Origin of the sequence: Streptosporangium sp. NPDC050284 (genome assembly GCF_044459525.1) — a bacterium.
GTDB lineage: Bacteria > Actinomycetota > Actinomycetes > Streptosporangiales > Streptosporangiaceae > Streptosporangium.
The window spans coordinates 188,621-203,642 of sequence record NZ_JBITIZ010000001.1 but is presented as its reverse complement, the minus strand read 5'-3'; the positions used below and the strand labels follow the sequence as shown (position 1 = coordinate 203,642).

General features: G+C 69.7%; 12 protein-coding genes. 8 read left to right on the top strand and 4 right to left on the bottom strand.

The features are described from left to right. Positions 1-81: 81 nt before the first annotated feature. Positions 82-1,281, top strand: coding sequence for a thiolase family protein (locus ACIBH4_RS00840; protein WP_362508769.1), 1,200 nt, complete (start codon positions 82-84; stop codon positions 1,279-1,281). After that, a complete protein-coding gene (locus ACIBH4_RS00835; RefSeq protein WP_362767738.1) occupies positions 1,278-3,362 on the top strand; it encodes a 3-hydroxyacyl-CoA dehydrogenase NAD-binding domain-containing protein in 2,085 nt (694 codons plus the stop codon). Before ACIBH4_RS00840 ends, ACIBH4_RS00835 begins: the two co-directional genes overlap by 4 nt. Before the next feature lie 55 nt (positions 3,363-3,417). Here the strand turns inward: ACIBH4_RS00835 and ACIBH4_RS00830 are convergent, their stop codons facing one another. After that, positions 3,418-4,878 carry an amino acid permease gene (locus ACIBH4_RS00830; protein WP_362508774.1) on the bottom strand — a complete coding sequence of 487 codons (1,461 nt, stop codon included), beginning with the start codon at positions 4,876-4,878 and terminating at the stop codon, positions 3,418-3,420. Positions 4,879-5,028: 150 nt separating this feature from the next. On the opposite strand from ACIBH4_RS00830, the gene ACIBH4_RS00825 reads away from it, so the two are divergent. Next, a complete protein-coding gene (locus ACIBH4_RS00825) occupies positions 5,029-5,691 on the top strand; it encodes a VTT domain-containing protein (protein WP_362767735.1) in 663 nt (220 codons plus the stop codon). A 120-nt stretch (positions 5,692-5,811) separates the two neighbouring features. Here ACIBH4_RS00825 and dxs read toward each other — a convergent pair whose 3' ends face one another. Beyond that, positions 5,812-7,731 carry a 1-deoxy-D-xylulose-5-phosphate synthase gene (dxs, locus tag ACIBH4_RS00820; RefSeq protein ID WP_362508780.1) on the bottom strand — a complete coding sequence of 640 codons (1,920 nt, stop codon included), beginning with the start codon at positions 7,729-7,731 and terminating at the stop codon, positions 5,812-5,814. A 185-nt stretch (positions 7,732-7,916) separates the two neighbouring features. Here dxs and ACIBH4_RS00815 point away from each other — a divergent pair, with 185 nt between their 5' ends. From ACIBH4_RS00815 to ACIBH4_RS00800, 4 genes are all read left to right on the top strand, one after another. Beyond that, positions 7,917-8,744 (top strand): neutral zinc metallopeptidase, encoded by an 828-nt coding sequence (locus ACIBH4_RS00815; protein ID WP_362508783.1) that lies wholly within the window; start codon positions 7,917-7,919, stop codon positions 8,742-8,744. A gap of 146 nt (positions 8,745-8,890) precedes the next feature. Continuing rightward, on the top strand, positions 8,891-9,148 hold the full coding sequence (locus ACIBH4_RS00810; protein ID WP_362767732.1) for a hypothetical protein: 258 nt from the start codon (positions 8,891-8,893) through the stop codon (positions 9,146-9,148). Between the two features lie 15 nt (positions 9,149-9,163). Then, positions 9,164-9,673 carry a neutral zinc metallopeptidase gene (locus tag ACIBH4_RS00805; protein WP_362767729.1) on the top strand — a complete coding sequence of 170 codons (510 nt, stop codon included), beginning with the start codon at positions 9,164-9,166 and terminating at the stop codon, positions 9,671-9,673. A 283-nt stretch (positions 9,674-9,956) separates the two neighbouring features. Next, positions 9,957-10,394, top strand: coding sequence for a hypothetical protein (locus ACIBH4_RS00800; RefSeq protein ID WP_362767727.1), 438 nt, complete (start codon positions 9,957-9,959; stop codon positions 10,392-10,394). Here the strand turns inward: ACIBH4_RS00800 and ACIBH4_RS00795 are convergent. Further along, positions 10,337-10,984: a methyltransferase domain-containing protein gene (locus tag ACIBH4_RS00795; RefSeq protein ID WP_362767724.1), complete on the bottom strand. Its 648-nt coding sequence runs from the start codon at positions 10,982-10,984 to the stop codon at positions 10,337-10,339. The genes ACIBH4_RS00800 and ACIBH4_RS00795 overlap by 58 nt on opposite strands. 366 nt (positions 10,985-11,350) lie before the next feature. Here ACIBH4_RS00795 and ACIBH4_RS00790 point away from each other — a divergent pair, with 366 nt between their 5' ends. Continuing rightward, positions 11,351-13,405, top strand: coding sequence for a glycoside hydrolase family 44 protein (locus tag ACIBH4_RS00790; protein WP_362767721.1), 2,055 nt, complete (start codon positions 11,351-11,353; stop codon positions 13,403-13,405). 377 nt (positions 13,406-13,782) lie between these two features. On the opposite strand, the gene ACIBH4_RS00785 is transcribed toward ACIBH4_RS00790, so the two are convergent. Next, on the bottom strand, positions 13,783-14,991 hold the full coding sequence (locus ACIBH4_RS00785; RefSeq protein ID WP_362767719.1) for an ROK family transcriptional regulator: 1,209 nt from the start codon (positions 14,989-14,991) through the stop codon (positions 13,783-13,785). Between the last annotated feature and the right edge of the window lie 31 nt (positions 14,992-15,022).

Sequence of the window (15,022 nt, the reverse complement as noted above, 5' to 3'; positions counted from 1 at the left end):
TCCCACCCGCCCGGCCGCACCAAACCTTGTTACTGACGAGTAGCATGGTGGGGAAGCCATCCAGCAACGAGGAGCGAATCCGTGCCTTCGTCTCGTGACGTCGTATTCGTCGACGGTGTGCGCACACCATTCGGCAGGTCGGGCCCCAAGGGCCTGTACGCCGAGACACGCGCCGACGACCTGGTGATCCGCGTCATCCGCGAGCTGATCCGGCGAAACCCGAATCTGCCTCCCGAGCGCGTCGACGAGGTGGCCATCGCGGCCACCACGCAGATCGGCGACCAGGGCCTCACCCTCGGCCGCTCCGCCGCGATCCTGGCCGGGCTGCCCAAGACCGTGCCCGGCTACTCGATCGACCGTATGTGCGCGGGCGCGATGACCGCGGTGACCTCGGTCGCCGGCGGCATCGCCTTCGGCGCCTACGACGTCGCCATCGCCGGTGGCGTCGAGCACATGGGCCGCCACCCCATGGGCGAGGGCGTCGATCCCAACCCCCGCTTCCTGGCCGAACGGCTCGTGAACGAATCCGCCCTCGTCATGGGCATGACCGCGGAGAACCTCCACGACCGCTACCCCTCCATTACCAAGGACCGCGCGGACGCCTTCGCCCTCGCCTCCCAGGAAAAGGTCGCCAAGGCGTACGCCGACGGCAGGATCTCCGAGGACCTGGTCCCGATGGCGACCAGGTCCGCCGAGAAGGGCTGGGGGCTGGCCACGGCCGACGAGGCTCCCCGCCCCGGTACCACGCTGGAGGGCCTCGCCGGACTGAAGACCCCGTTCCGCCCGCACGGCCGGGTCACCGCGGGCAACGCCTCCGGCATCAACGACGGCGCCACCGGCTGCGTCATGGCCGCCGCCGACGTCGCGGAGGAGCTCGGCCTCGCGCCGAAGATGCGCCTCGTCTCGTACGCCTTCGCGGGCGTGGACCCGGAGGTGATGGGCGTCGGGCCGATCCCGTCCACCGAGCGGGCCCTGCGGCTGGCCGGGCTCTCCATCTCCGACATGGGACTGTTCGAGATCAACGAGGCGTTCGCCGTGCAGGTGCTGGCGTTCCTCGAGCACTTCGGCATCGCCGACGACGACCCCCGGGTGAACCCCTACGGCGGCGCCATCGCCTTCGGCCACCCGCTCGCCTCCTCCGGGGTGCGTCTGATGACGCAGCTCGCCCGCGAGTTCGGGGAGCGCCCCGACGTCCGCTACGGCGTGACCACGATGTGCGTGGGCCTGGGCATGGGCGGAACGGTCATCTGGGAGAACCTCGGCTGGGAGGGCGAGAAGTGACGGACAGCAAGACGGACATCACGGAGCTCTTCGCCGACGAGGTCGTCACCCGGGCGGCCGTGCGCGACGTGGAACTGCCCTACGGGGCGGGCACCATGGCACTGATCACGCTGGACAACGGCTTCGACCACACCAAGCCTTCGACGTTCGGCCCCGCCGGGCTGACCTCGCTGGGCGAGGCCCTGGACGCGGTCGCCGGGCGCGGCGACCTGGCGGCCGTGGGTGTCGTCGGCAAGCCGTTCGTCTTCGCCGTCGGCGCCGACCTCAAGGGTGCCGCGCTGGTCTCCGAGCGGGAGCAGGCGCTGCGGATCGGCAGGCTGGGGCACGACGTGTTCCGCCGCCTCGGCGAGCTGGACGTGCCCTCGTTCGCGTTCGTCAACGGCGCGGCCATGGGCGGCGGCCTGGAGGTCGCGCTGCACTGCACCTACCGGACCATCTCCTCGGGCGTGGCCGCGGTGGCGCTGCCCGAGTGCTTCCTCGGCCTGGTCCCCGGCTGGGGCGGCACCCAGCTGCTGCCCCGGCTGATCGGCCCGGCCGCGGCCGTCAAGCTGATCGTCGAGAACCCGCTCGCGCAGAACCGCATGATCAAGGGCGGGGAGGCGTTCGCGCTCGGCGTCGCCGACGCGATGTTCGAGCCCGCCGACTTCCTGGAGGAGTCGCTGCGATGGGCCGCCCAGGTGCTGCGCGGCGAGGTGACGGTCTCCCGTACCGACCACACCGGGGACGACTGGGCCAAGACGGTCGCCGACGCGCGCTTCCTGCTCGACATGAGGCTGCACGGCGCCTCCCCGGCCCCCTACCGGGCGCTGGAGCTGGTCGAGCTGGCCCGCACCGCGTCGCGCGACGAGGGGTTCGCCGCCGAGGACGAGGCTCTGGCCGACCTCCTCATGGGCGACGAGCTTCGCGCCGGCCTGTACTCCTTCGACCTGGTCCAGCGACGGGCCAAGAAGCCCGCGGGCGCCCCCGACAAGGCGCTGGCCCGCAAGGTGACCAAGGTCGGTGTCGTCGGCGCGGGCCTGATGGCCTCGCAGATGGCGCTGCTGTTCGCGCGCCGCCTGGAGGTCCCGGTCGTGCTGACCGACCTCGACCAGAACCGCCTCGACAAGGGCGTGGGATACGTCCACGCCGAGGTGGACAAGCTGCTCGGCAAGGGGCGCGTCTCCGCCGACCAGGCCAACCGGCTCAAGGCCCTGGTGACCGGCTCGCTGACCAAGGACGCCTTCGCCGACGCCGACTTCGTCATCGAGGCGGTCTTCGAGGACATGGAGGTCAAGCGGAAGGTGTTCGCCGAGGTGGAGGAGGTCGTCTCCGCCGAGTGCGTGCTCGCCACGAACACCTCCTCGCTGTCGCTGACCGAGATGGCCTCGGGGCTGCGTCACCCGGAGCGTGTCGTGGGCTTCCACTTCTTCAACCCGGTCGCGGTGATGCCGCTGCTGGAGATCGTACGGGGAGCGAAGACCGACGACGCGACGCTCGCCACGGCCTTCTCCGTCGGCCGGTCGCTGAAGAAGTCGTCCGTGCTGGTCAAGGACGCGCCCGCGTTCGTGGTCAACCGCCTGCTGACGCGCTTCATGGGCGAGGTCATCGGCGCCGTCGACGAGGGCACCCCGCTTGAGGTCGCCGACCACGCGCTGGACGGGCTGGGCCTGCCGATGACCCCGTTCGCGCTGCTGCAACTCGTCGGCCCCGCCGTGGCGCTGCACGTCGCCGAGACGATGCACGAGGCCTTCCCCGCCCGTTACGGGGTGTCGGAGAACCTCGCCCGGCTCGTCGCGGCGGGCAAGCCCGGCGTCTACGCGCCGGACTTCTCGCTGGACCCCGAGGCGGTCGCCCTCTTCGGTGGCGGCACCTCCCCGTCGACGGCGGAGGAGGTGCGGCTGCGGGCGCTGCGGGCGCTGGCCGAGGAGATCCGTCTCATGCTCCAGGAGGGCGTGGTCTCTGCTCCCCAGGACATCGACCTGTGCATGATCCTCGGCGCGGGCTGGCCGTTCCACCTGGGCGGCGTCACCCCGTACCTGGACCGGACGGGCATCGCCGAACCGCGCTTCCTGCCGCCGGGCGTCGCCTCGGTCCCCGCCTGACGTCTCCCTCTCTCGGCCCCTTCCTTCGGGAACGGAAGGGGCCGAGAGAGGGAGGTCACCGCGAGCGCTCCGACAGCCTGCTGTGCCGGTAGCCGTACCCGAAGTAGAGCAGGATCCCGAGCAGCATCCACGCCACGAACCTGAGCCAGGTCTCCACGGGGAGGTTGAGCATCAGGTAGACGCAGGCGAGCACCGACAGGACGGGAACCACCGGAACCAGCGGGGTGCGGAAGGAACGCGGCAGGTCGGGACGGGTGCGGCGGAGGATGACCACCGCGATCGAGACCACCACGAACGCGAAGAGCGTGCCGATGTTGACCAACTCGGCGATGGTGGACAGCGGCACCAGCCCGGCCAGGGCCGCGACGACGACACCCATCATGATGGTGATGACGTACGGGGTCCGATATTTGGGGTGCACCTTGGCCAGCCCGCCCGGCAGCAGGTGGTCGCGGCACATGGCGAACATCACCCGCGACATGCCCATCATGAGGATCATCACGACCGTCGTGAGGCCGGCCAGCGCGCCGACGCTGATCAGCGACGCGGCCCACGTCTGGCCGACCGCCTTGAACGCGTCGGCGAGCGGCGCCGCCTCGCTGAGTTGGCCGTAGGGCTGCATTCCGACGACGACCAGGGAGACCACGACGTACAGCGCCGTGCAGATGGCGAGCGAGGACAGGATGCCGATGGGCAGGTCCCGCTGCGGGTTGCGCGTCTCCTCCGCCGCGGTGGCGACCACGTCGAAGCCGATGTAGGCGAAGAACACGATGGCCGCTGCGCTGAAGATGCCCAGCACCCCGTACGCCACCGGGCTGATCCCGAACAGCACCTGGATCAGCGGCGCGGACAGGCCCTCCACGGCCGGGGTCGACTTCGACGGCGGGACGAACGGCGAGTAGTTGGCGCCCCTGACGAAGAACAACCCCGCCACGACGACCAGCAGGATCACCGCGAGCTTGATCGTGACGATGATCAGGTTTAACCGGGACGACAGCTTGATCCCGACGACCAGGATCGCGGTGAGAACCAGCACGATCAGCGCGGCGGGCAGGTTGAACGCCGCCCCCTCCCCCGCGATCGTCTCCGGCAGTGTTATCCCCAGGGACGCCAGCAGCGAGGTGAGGTATCCCGACCAGCCGACCGCGACGACCGCGGCGCCGAGCATCATCTCCAGCGTGAGGTCCCAGCCGATGATCCAGGCGGGGAACTCACCGAGGGTGGCGAACGCGAAGGTGTAGGCGGACCCGGCCACCGGGACGGTGGAGGCGAACTCGGCGTAGCAGAGGGCCGCCAGCGCGCAGACGATGCCCGCGACCACGAAGGACAGGGCCACCGCGGGCCCTGCCATCTCCCTGGCGACCCGGCCGGTGAGTACGAAGATGCCGGTGCCGATGACGACGCCGATGCCGAAGACGGTGAGGTCCAGCGCGCTGAGATCCTTGCGCAACCGGTGTTCCGGCGCCTCGGTGTCCGAGATCGACTGCTCCACCGACTTGACGCGCAAGACCCCCATGGCCCCTCCTCGACCGCCGGTTCTGTGTCGCAGGTCACATGCCCATTGGATCGGCGGCCGAACGGCGAACTTAAAGTTGTTTGAAAGTCGGGGTTGTCTAGGGGAAGGCCCCCGATGCCGTCCGCCGCTCCCGACCGCGATTCTGGGGACATGCTCCTGGACATGCTGCAGTCGTCGTCTCCGTACCTGGTCGGCTCGATACTCCTCGCGGTGCTGGCGGTGGCGGGCTCGCTGATACCCGGGGTCGCGGCGGTCCTCGTGGCGGGGGCGGCGCTGGCGGGTCCGTGGGAGATCGCGGCGGTGGCGGTCGCCGGGTGCGCCGGGTACGCCCTGTACGCCACCGGCGGCTGGCTCGTCGGCCGCCGGTACGGATCGCGGCTGCGCCTGAGCGGCGTCGGACGCAGAATCGGCGAGCGGCGCTGGTCGCGGGCCGAGCGGCTGGCCACGGGCACCGGCGCCGGCAACGGCCCGGCCCTGGCGGCCGCCCCCTTCCTGCCTGTGGCCGGCTCGCTCACCCCGATCGTCGCCGGGGCCCTGAGCGTGCCGTACGTGCGCTTCATCCGCTGGACCCTCGCGGGCGGCGCGGCCTGGGTGACCGTCTACCTGTGGCTGGGCTCCCTCGCGGGTGAGGCCCTGCAGCAGAACCGGCACCTGCTGGTGCCGATCCTCGTGTGCGTGGCGGTCGTGGTCGCAGGCCTCGTCGTGATCAATCACCGTACCCGCCCGACGCTCGAGGCGGCGGGCGCGGGTGACGCCGACGGCTCGGGTCACACGGCCGGCTCCGGCGACGCGAGCGAGAGGATCCCCGGTTGACCCGGATCGGCGCGGGCTACCCGGGCCCGCGCGAACGAAAGGGGCCGCGCGGTCGGGGGTACCGCGCGAACGAAAGGGGCCGCGCGGTCGGGGGTACCGCGCGGACGGAAGGGACGCGATTCAGCGGCTCGGGTGGTTCTCCAGGTCCGCGGAGCGCTTCGCGATCGCCTCGGTGATCTGACGGGCGATGTCCTGCGAGGTCAGGCCGATCTCGCTGAGGATCTTCGGGCGCTTGGCGTGGTCGAGGAAGCGCTGCGGGATGCCGTACGTGCGGACCGGGACGTCCACGTCGGCGTCGCGCAGCATGCGGGCGACCGCGTCGCCGACCGCGCCGACCCGGCCGTTGTCCTCGACCACCACGACCAGCTTGTGAGCGCGGGCGGCCGGCACCAGGGCCTCGTCCAACGGCTTGACCCAGCGCGGGTCGACCACCGTGGCGGAGATGCCCTGGGCGTCGAGGAGGTCGGCGGCCTCCAGGCACAGCTCGGCCATCGGCCCCACGGACACGAGCAGCACGTCGGGGTCGCCCGCGCGCAGCACGTCCATCTCGCCGAGGCGTCCGACCGCCTCGGTCTCGGTGGCCACCGCCCCCTTGGGGTAGCGCACAACGCTCGGGCCGTCGTCGATCTCCACGGCCTCGGCCAGCAGCTCGCGCAGGCGGGGCTCGTCGCGGGGGACGGCGACCGACAGGCCCGGGACGACCTGCAGGATCGACAGGTCCCACATGCCGTTGTGGCTGGCGCCGTCGTCGCCGGTGACGCCCGCCCGGTCGAGCACGACCGTGACCGGGAGCCGATGCAGGGCGACGTCCATCAGGAGCTGGTCGAAGGCCCGGTTGAGGAAGGTGGCGTAGACGGCCACCACCGGGTGCAGACCGCCGAGCGCCAGACCGGCGGCGCTGGTCAGGGCGTGCTGCTCGGCGATACCGACGTCGTAGAGACGGTCGGGGTAGGCCTCGGAGAACGGGATGAGGCCGGTGGGGCCGAGCATCGCGGCGGTGATCGCCACGATGTCGCGCCGCTCGGCGCCCAGGCGCACCATCTCCTGGCCGAAGACGTTGGTCCAGCCGTGCGGCTTCGGCTTCTCCTCACCGGTGAGCGGGTCGAAGACACCCGGCGAGTGGAAGCAGTCCTCGTCGTGGTTCTCCGCCGGGGAGTAGCCGAAGCCCTTCTTGGTGAGCACGTGCACGATGACCGGGCGGCGGAAGTCGCGGGCCCTGCGCAGTGCGGACTCCACGGCCTGCTCGTCGTGGCCGTCGACGAGGCCGATGTACTTCAGGCCGAGGTCCTCGAACATGACCTGCGGGGCGAGGACGTCCTTGAGACCCTTCTTGACGCCGTGCAGGGCGTCGTAGACGGGGGCGCCGACCACGGGGACCCTCGTCAGGTTGCCCTTGACGAACTCGAGCACGTCCTCGTAGCGCTGGTCGGTGCGCAGGGAGGCCAGGTGCGAGGCGAGTCCGCCGATGGTCGGCGAGTAGGAGCGGCCGTTGTCGTTGACCACGATGATCAGCGGCAGGTCCTTGCGCGCCGCGATGTTGTTGAGCGCCTCCCAGGCCATGCCGCCGGTGAGCGCCCCGTCCCCGATCACCGCGACGACCGTGCGGTCGACCTCGCCACGCAGCCGGTACGCCTTGGCCAGGCCGTCGGCGTACGACAGCGCGGTCGAGGCGTGGGAGTTCTCGATGATGTCGTGCTCGGACTCGGCCTGGCTCGGGTAACCCGACAGGCCGCCCTCCTGGCGAAGCGTGTCGAACTGCCCTGCCCGGCCGGTGAGCATCTTGTGGACGTACGCCTGGTGACCGGTGTCCCACAGGATGCGGTCGTGCGGCGAGTCGAAGACCCGGTGCATCGCGATCGTCAGCTCGACGACGCCGAGGTTGGGACCGAGGTGGCCGCCGCTGCGGGCGGTGGAGGCGATCAGGAGGTCCCTGATCTCGGCGGCGAGGACCGGTAGCTCGTCCGCCGCCAGGCGCTTGAGGTCCCCTGGCCCCTTGACCGACTCCAGAAGATTTCCAGGCTGCCCGGTCCGCTCGCTCACGGAATCATCCCCTCTGTCCAGTCAACGTCACGACGAGTCTAGTTGCGATGGGGGACGCACCCCCCAGGAGCGGCGATTCTGCACGTTTTATCCACAGTTGCAATAACCTTTGCCTCACCATGAAAACTCTCCCCTTTAGGCAACTATCATCGCTTGTTGCCGTCTCGTTGACGTTTGCCCTGGTGATGACCCTGGATACAGCCGGCGCCTCCGCCTCGTCGGCCACCGCGACCTTGACCTCGCAGCAGGTCGCGCCGACCGCCGAGACGGCACTGGGCACGGCCACCTCCGCGGGGAGGCAGGCGCCTCCGCGCGGCCGGGCCGCCGCGACGGCGAGCCCTCTTTACCGCACCGGCACCCTGCCCACGATGCGTTGCCAGGCCGGACAGATCCGCGCGGGGAGCGCGGCCTCCTACCGGACCTTCGTCACCAAGACGGTTCGCTGTCTGAACCGGGCCTGGAAGACCCAGTTCAGGAAGACCAACCTGTCGTTCTCCCACCCCAACCTGCGTTTCTCCTCCACCACCAAGGTGACCACCCCCTGTGGTCGGTGGCCCAGCAGCGCCGGAGGGATGTACTGCTCCAGCAACCGCACCATCTACATCGGTGTCACGCGTGAGGTCCTGAAGAACCCCTTCGTGCCCAACCACGCCCAGTTCATCGCCCACGAGTACGGCCACCACGTGCAACACCTCGCGGGGATCATCAACTACTACAGCAGCAGCATCTGGCGGGCCTCCTCGTCCACCAAGCTCGCCTTCTCCCGCCGCCTCGAACTGCAGGCCGACTGCCTCGGCTCCGCCTTCCTGCGTCAGGCCGCCGACGACCTGCCGGTCGATCCGGCGCACTGGGACGCGATGGTCAGCTGGGTCAGCGCCAACGGGCACAAGAACTGGCCCAAGAACGACCACGGCAAGGGCCGCAGCCAGGCCTACTGGATGGAGCGCGGCTTCAACGCGGGCTCTCCTTCCGCCTGCAACACCTGGTCGGCCCCGACCGGCCGCGTCGCCTGACCCCGGCACACCCCGCACCACCTGATCTTCAGCGCCTCCCACACCTCTGATCCTCGGCACGAACCCCGCGATATGCGGCCACGCTTTCCAAGCGTGGCCGCATATCGGCTTTACCCCCTCTTGAACCTTCCCTAGGGTTGGGAATCATGCGCATCCCCCTTATCGCACTGCTCTCCGGCGTGCTCGTGAGCACGCTGCTCGCCGGTACGGCGGGCGCGGAGATCAGCGGCGGGCGGCTCGCGCCCGTGCCCACGGGCAAGGCCGCCCTGACCGCCAACCCGATCTACAAGACGGGCAAGCTCGAACCGGATGCCTGCCCTGAGCAGCCGGTCTACAACGACGACCGGGAGAGCGCGGAGATCTATCTCGACTTCGCCCTGGACTGCCTCAACGAGGGCTGGTAGTACCAGTTCGCCAAGGTGAGACTGCCCTTCTCCAAGCCCAGGTTCGCGGTCACCTCGCGCATCGGCGTCCCGACCGGCTGCGGCAAGTTCCCCAAGGACGCCCAGGCGGTCTACTGCCCGGTGAACAAGAAGATCACCTTCTACCTCAACAAGGAGATCCTCTCCCAGGCGACCGAGCTGTTCCTGCTGCAGACCCTGGCCCACGAGTACGGCCACCACGTCCAGCAGCTCTCCGGGATCATGACGGCCTTCGCCTCCCGGGACTACAAGAACGAGAAGGCGGTGCTGCGCGAGCTGCGCAAGATCGAACTCCAGGCCGAGTGCCTGAGCGGCGCCTTCATCGGCAGCATCTGGCACTCCCTGAACCGTGAGGAGTCGGACTTCAAGTACGTCCTCAGCGCCGCCTACAGCACGGCCACCCACGGGACCGCCAAGAACGTCGCCTACTGGGTGACCCGCGGTTTCGATCAGGAGACCCCCGGCTCCTGCAACACCTTCTCCGCCCCCAGGTCCAAGGTCGCCTGACCCCTCCCCTGCTTCTCGCGACCACCCGCCGCCGTTCCCGCGAACACGCGACGGGTGGTCGTTCTTTTCCACCCGGTGCAAGCCACATCCTCCCGGGGTGCGAAACCCACCCCCGCCACCGGCCGACGCGAGACAACCGCAGAACGCGAACACGGGCGGCGACGAATCCATGACAGTCAGTAGTCTGGCGACGCCGCCTGAACACCTCTCCCCGTGAGCGCCCTCCACGCCACGGAGCCAGGGCCGGTCCCCCCGCTGGTACAAGGGCAAGGAGAAAGACAAGTTGGACACGCCCGACATCCACTTGCGCGTCCTGGAGACAGACGTCGCCGCGCTCCGCGCGCAGAGCCAGGAGAGCAAGGTGATCAACGCAGGGATCCTGGATGTCCTGAAAGACCTGCGAACCGTGACCACGGAACTCTGGACGGAGATGACCGGTTTCCGCACGGAGATGACGGGCTTCCGTACAGAACTCACGGGTTTCCGCACGGAACTGGACAAGCTCCGCACCGGCCAGGACAGCCTCCGGGCGGAGATGACCGAACTCCGCACGGAAGTGAACGAACTCCGCACCGGACAGGACCCGCACCGCCGCCGGCACCCGTGGCCCCGGGTGTCGGCGGCCCGACTTCCTTGCCCACATCGGATTACACGACCGGCGCCCTACCCTTTGCGGGCGAGCAGGTGGATCTCCTGGAATTGCCGTCGGTCGGTGGGCTGAGGCTGACGCACCATCCGGCCCACCTCGGCGAGCCCGGACTCGCGCAGCATCGCGGCGAGGTGATCCGGCCACCACCGGTACGCCGGTGCGACCGAGTGGTCGAAGACCTGTGTCGGGTGAGACGGATCATCGCTCGCCGAAAAGCCGATCAGCAGGTGACCTCCGGGTGCCAGTACGCGGTGAAACTCCGCCAAGATGACGGGAAGCTCTCGCGGTGGGGTGTGGATGACGGACCACCGCGATAGTACGCCGCCCAGCACGCCGTCGGCGATGTCCAGCGCGGCCATCGAGCCCATCTCGAACCGCAGACCCGGATAGGCCTGCCGAGCCAGTTCGATCATCGCGGGAGACGCGTCGACGCCGGACACCGTCAGCCCAAGCTCATCCAGATAAGCGGTGATATGGCCGGGTCCGCACCCCAGGTCCGCGACCCGACCGTCGCCACCCGCGCTCACGACCTCGGCGAAGGCACCCAAGATCGCGCGATCCATGGGCCTGTCACGCAGTTCCTCGCGGAACAACTGCGCGTACAGGGGGGCGGCGGCATCGTAGGCCTCACGGGTGGCATCGAGGACATCGTGTTCAACCATGCCCGCGACAGTAGTTCCTGACATCGAGACAAGTCGGAAGAATCACGACACATGCTGATACGAGGCTCCCGGTTCCTGTGCTCTGTCGGCTCCTTCGCCCTGGCGGTTCCTTCGCGGAGCGCGCCCGGTTTCCCCGTGACACCGGGCGGCGACTCCCCCGCGAGGGCGCGCCGAGGCCCTCACGGGGCCCGGTGACGGTTTCCCGGCAGTTCGGATGAGACCGAAAGTTTCAGTACCGTCCTGGCGTTTCCCCGCCCCGGAAAGCGCTTGCTTGACACCTCGGACCCCGGACCCAAAGCTGCGCGGAGCGCTCCCATGGTGTGTGGGGGCGCGCATGAGCTCCCACACTCACCGGAGGGAACCAACGTGCGCCACAGAAAAGCGCTGCTGTCGGCCACGGCCGGGGTGCTGGTCGCGGGCCTCGGCCTGGGCCACCTCACCGGCCTCGCCGGCGCCGCCGTCACGGGCCCGGCCTTGAGCGTCGACCTGACCGACCAGCACGCGATCAGCCCCGATATCTACGGCATGAACTTTGCCGACGAGTCGCTCGCCCGCGACCTGCGGCTGCCGGTCCACCGCTGGGGCGGCAACGCCACAACCCGCTACAACTTCCGCAACGACACCACCAACCGGGCCTCGGACTGGTACTTCGAGAACATCCCCAACGACAACCCCAGCCCCGGCGACCTGCCGGACGGCTCGGATACGGACAGGTTCGTCGAACGGAACAAGGCGACCGGCACCCAGACCATCCTCACCGTGCCACTATCAGGCTGGGTGGCCAAGGAACGGGCCAAGGCGTGCGGGTTCAGCGTCGCCAAGTACGGCGAACAGCAGTCCGTCGACCCGTGGGCCACCGACTGCGGCGACGGCAAGAAGCCCGACGGCACGCTGATCACCGGAAACGACCCGAAGGACACCAGCGTCGAGGTCGGCCCGCAGTACGTCAAGGACTGGATCGCCCACCTCAAGGGCAGGTACGGCTCCGCCACCACCGGCGGGGTGAAGTACTACAACCTCGACAACGAGCCCGACCTGTGGCACTCCACCCACCGGGACGTGCGCCCCACGGGACTGGGCTACGACGAGCTGCGCGACCGCACCTACGAGTACGCCGCCGCGATCAAGGAGGCCGATCCGGGCGCCAAGACCCTCGGCCCCGTCGGCTGGGGCCTGAACTCGATCTTCTACTCCGGCCTCGACCAGGACACCTGCAGCAGGACGGGCTGCTGGAACAACCCACCCGACCGGGCGGCACATGGCGGCGTCCAGCTGGGCCCGTGGTACCTGCAGCAGATGAGGGCCTACGAGCAGGAGCACGGCACGCGCATCCTCGACTACTTCGACATCCACATCTACCCGCAGCAGGCCGGCGTGCACAACCAGGACGCCGGTGACGCCGCCACCCAGGAGCGCCGGCTGCGCTCCACCCGGCAGCTGTGGGACCCGGCCTACGTCGACGAGAGCTGGATCAACCAGCCGGTGCGGATGATCCCCCGGATGCGCGAGCTGACCGACCAGCACTACCCGGGCACCAAGGTCGCCATAACCGAGTACAGCTGGGGCGCCTACGGCCACATCAACGGCGCACTGGCCCAGGCCGACATCCTGGGCATCTTCGGCCGCGAGCGTCTCGATCTGGCCACGCTGTGGACGGCGCCCGAGCCCACCGAACCGGTGGCGCACGCCTTCCGGATGTACCGCAACTACGACGGCGAGGGCGGCGCGTTCGGAGAGACCTCGGTCAGGGCGGCCAGCGCCGACCAGGACAGGCTGGCCGTCTACGCCGCCGAGCGCGCTTCCGACGAGGCGCTCACCCTCGTCGTGGTCAACAAGACCGGCGAGGAGCTGACCAGCGACGTCGCGATCGCCGGCCGCACCGGCTCGTCGAACGCCCAGGTCTACCGTTACGGCGCCGCCAACCTGACGGCCATCGAGCGGGCCGCCGACCAGCCCGTGGGCGCGGACGGCTTCACCGGCACCTTCCCGGCCAACTCCATCACCACCGTCGTCATCCCGCCGGGCGGCACCGACCCCGACCCCACGCCCACCCCGACCCCAACCGCGACCCCCACGATCACCCCGACCCCCTCGGCCTCCTGCAATGTCACCTACACCGTCGTCAACCAGTGGCAGGGCGGCTTCCAGGGCGGTGTGAAGATCACCAACCTGGGCACCACCCCGGTCAGTGGCTGGAAGGTCGGCTGGACCTTCGCAGGAGGCCAGCGGATCACCCAGTCCTGGAACGGCACCCACGCCCAGAACGGCGCGGCCGTCACCGTCACCAACACCTCCTGGAACGGCACCCTCGCCGCGGGCGGCGGCAGCGCCGAGTTCGGCTTCCTGTCGAGCCTGACCGGCACCGCCAACGACAGACCCACCGCCTTCACCCTCAACGGCACCCCCTGCTCCACCGCCTGACCAGCTAGTCCTCCGCGCAAAGGATCCGTCGGCCGATCTCGCGTCGATCATGGCGGAATGGCGGAATCCAGGGGTTTCACCGTCATTTCGTCATGATCGACAGAAGGAGTACCTCCACGGGGGCGCTTCTTTCCTCCGGGTGCGAAACGCGGGATCCCCGGGCCGCGCAGGCTCTCCCCATGCCGACCCGCGAGCGGGAGATGCGCGAGCCTCTTGCACTTGGGCTTCGCCTTCTTGGCGGCCTTCTTGACGGTATTGGCGGTCTTCTTGTCCGAGGCCGTCGTAGGCGAAGATCCCGGTTCCGGCGCGGGTCCGGTTGCCGAGGTGTCCCACTCGTAGGTGGTGACGTTCGATCGAAGAGGGGAAACCGCGCGGGGTCAGGAGCCGGTGCGGGCGAGGACTTCGAGGGGGTCGGCGAGGACCTGGGAGAAGGCCAGTTCGGCGGCGCCGACGAGAGTGGCGTCATCGCCGAGGGCCGAGGTGCGCAGGCGCAGCTGCTCACGGCACGGAGGCAGGGCGTCGAGGGCGAGGCGGCTGCGGACCTGTGCGGCGGAGCCGAGGTAGATCTCCCTGAGCGTGCCCCCGAAGACGACCATGTCGGGGTTGAACAGGTTGACGAGGTTGGAGACGCCCAGGCCGAGCCAGTCGCCGACGCGGCTCAGCGCCGCCTGCGCGACGACGTCTCCGCGGTCGGCGGCGTCGACCGCGGCGCGGACGGCGTCCCTGCCGACCTGGGAGCCGAAGCGGCCGGCGGCCTCCAGAAAGGCACGCTCTCCGACCTCCGCCTCCAGGCACCCGTGCGAGCCGCACCCGCAGAGACGGCCCTTGTCGGGGTTGACGATCATGTGTCCGACCTCGCCGCCGAAACCCAGGTGACCGCCGAGCAGCTGACCGTTGACGATCACTCCCCCGCCGATTCCGACGTCACCGTGAAGGTAGACGAGGTCGCGGCAGCCGACACCGACGCCTCGGGTCTGTTCGGCGAGGGCGGCGAGGTTGGCGTCGTTGCCGACGGTGACCGGCAGGCCGAGGGCGAGCCGGCGGGCCATCTCGTCGGCGAACGGCACGTCGTCCACGGTGACCATGTTGGGGCCGAACCTGACGACCCCGTCGCCGCGGCCCACTCCCCCGGAGAACGCCGCCGCCACCCCGACGCACACCGTGTCCGGCCGTGTCCTGCGGTGCATCTGCCGGGCGAAGGCGGCGAGCGGAGCGACGATCTCCTCAAGGGAGAAGTCCCCGCGTCGCCGTACCGTCTCGCGGCGGTCGAGGATGGTGCCGCCCAGACCGACGCGGGCGGCGACCAGCCGGTCGACGCCCACGTCGAAGGCGAACACGTAGACCCGCGCCGACTCGGGGCGGACCACCAGGGACGGACGTCCCGCCCTGCCCGTCTCCCTGGGGAGCTCCTCCCTGACCAGCCCGGCGGCGGTCAGATCGGCGGTGAGGGCCATGATGGTGCTGCGGTTGAGACCCATCCGGTTGGTGAGTTCCGCACGCGAGGTGGGCCCGCTCAGATGGACGTGCCGGAGCAGGGCCCCAAGGTTGTGACGCCTGATCTCCTCTTGGGAGGGACCTGCCCGCATGGCGTGGTGTTCCTTCGGTTAATCGGAGTCG

Coding starts and splice junctions, on each gene's coding strand:
- ACIBH4_RS00795 (WP_362767724.1), bottom strand. CDS start 10,984: ATGGTTGAACACGATGTCCTCGATGCCACCCGTGAGGCCTACGATGCC.
- ACIBH4_RS00810 (WP_362767732.1), top strand. CDS start 8,891: ATGCGCATCCCCCTTATCGCACTGCTCTCCGGCGTGCTCGTGAGCACG.
- ACIBH4_RS00825 (WP_362767735.1), top strand. CDS start 5,029: ATGCTCCTGGACATGCTGCAGTCGTCGTCTCCGTACCTGGTCGGCTCG.
- ACIBH4_RS00815 (WP_362508783.1), top strand. CDS start 7,917: ATGACCCTGGATACAGCCGGCGCCTCCGCCTCGTCGGCCACCGCGACC.
- ACIBH4_RS00830 (WP_362508774.1), bottom strand. CDS start 4,878: ATGGGGGTCTTGCGCGTCAAGTCGGTGGAGCAGTCGATCTCGGACACC.
- ACIBH4_RS00785 (WP_362767719.1), bottom strand. CDS start 14,991: ATGCGGGCAGGTCCCTCCCAAGAGGAGATCAGGCGTCACAACCTTGGG.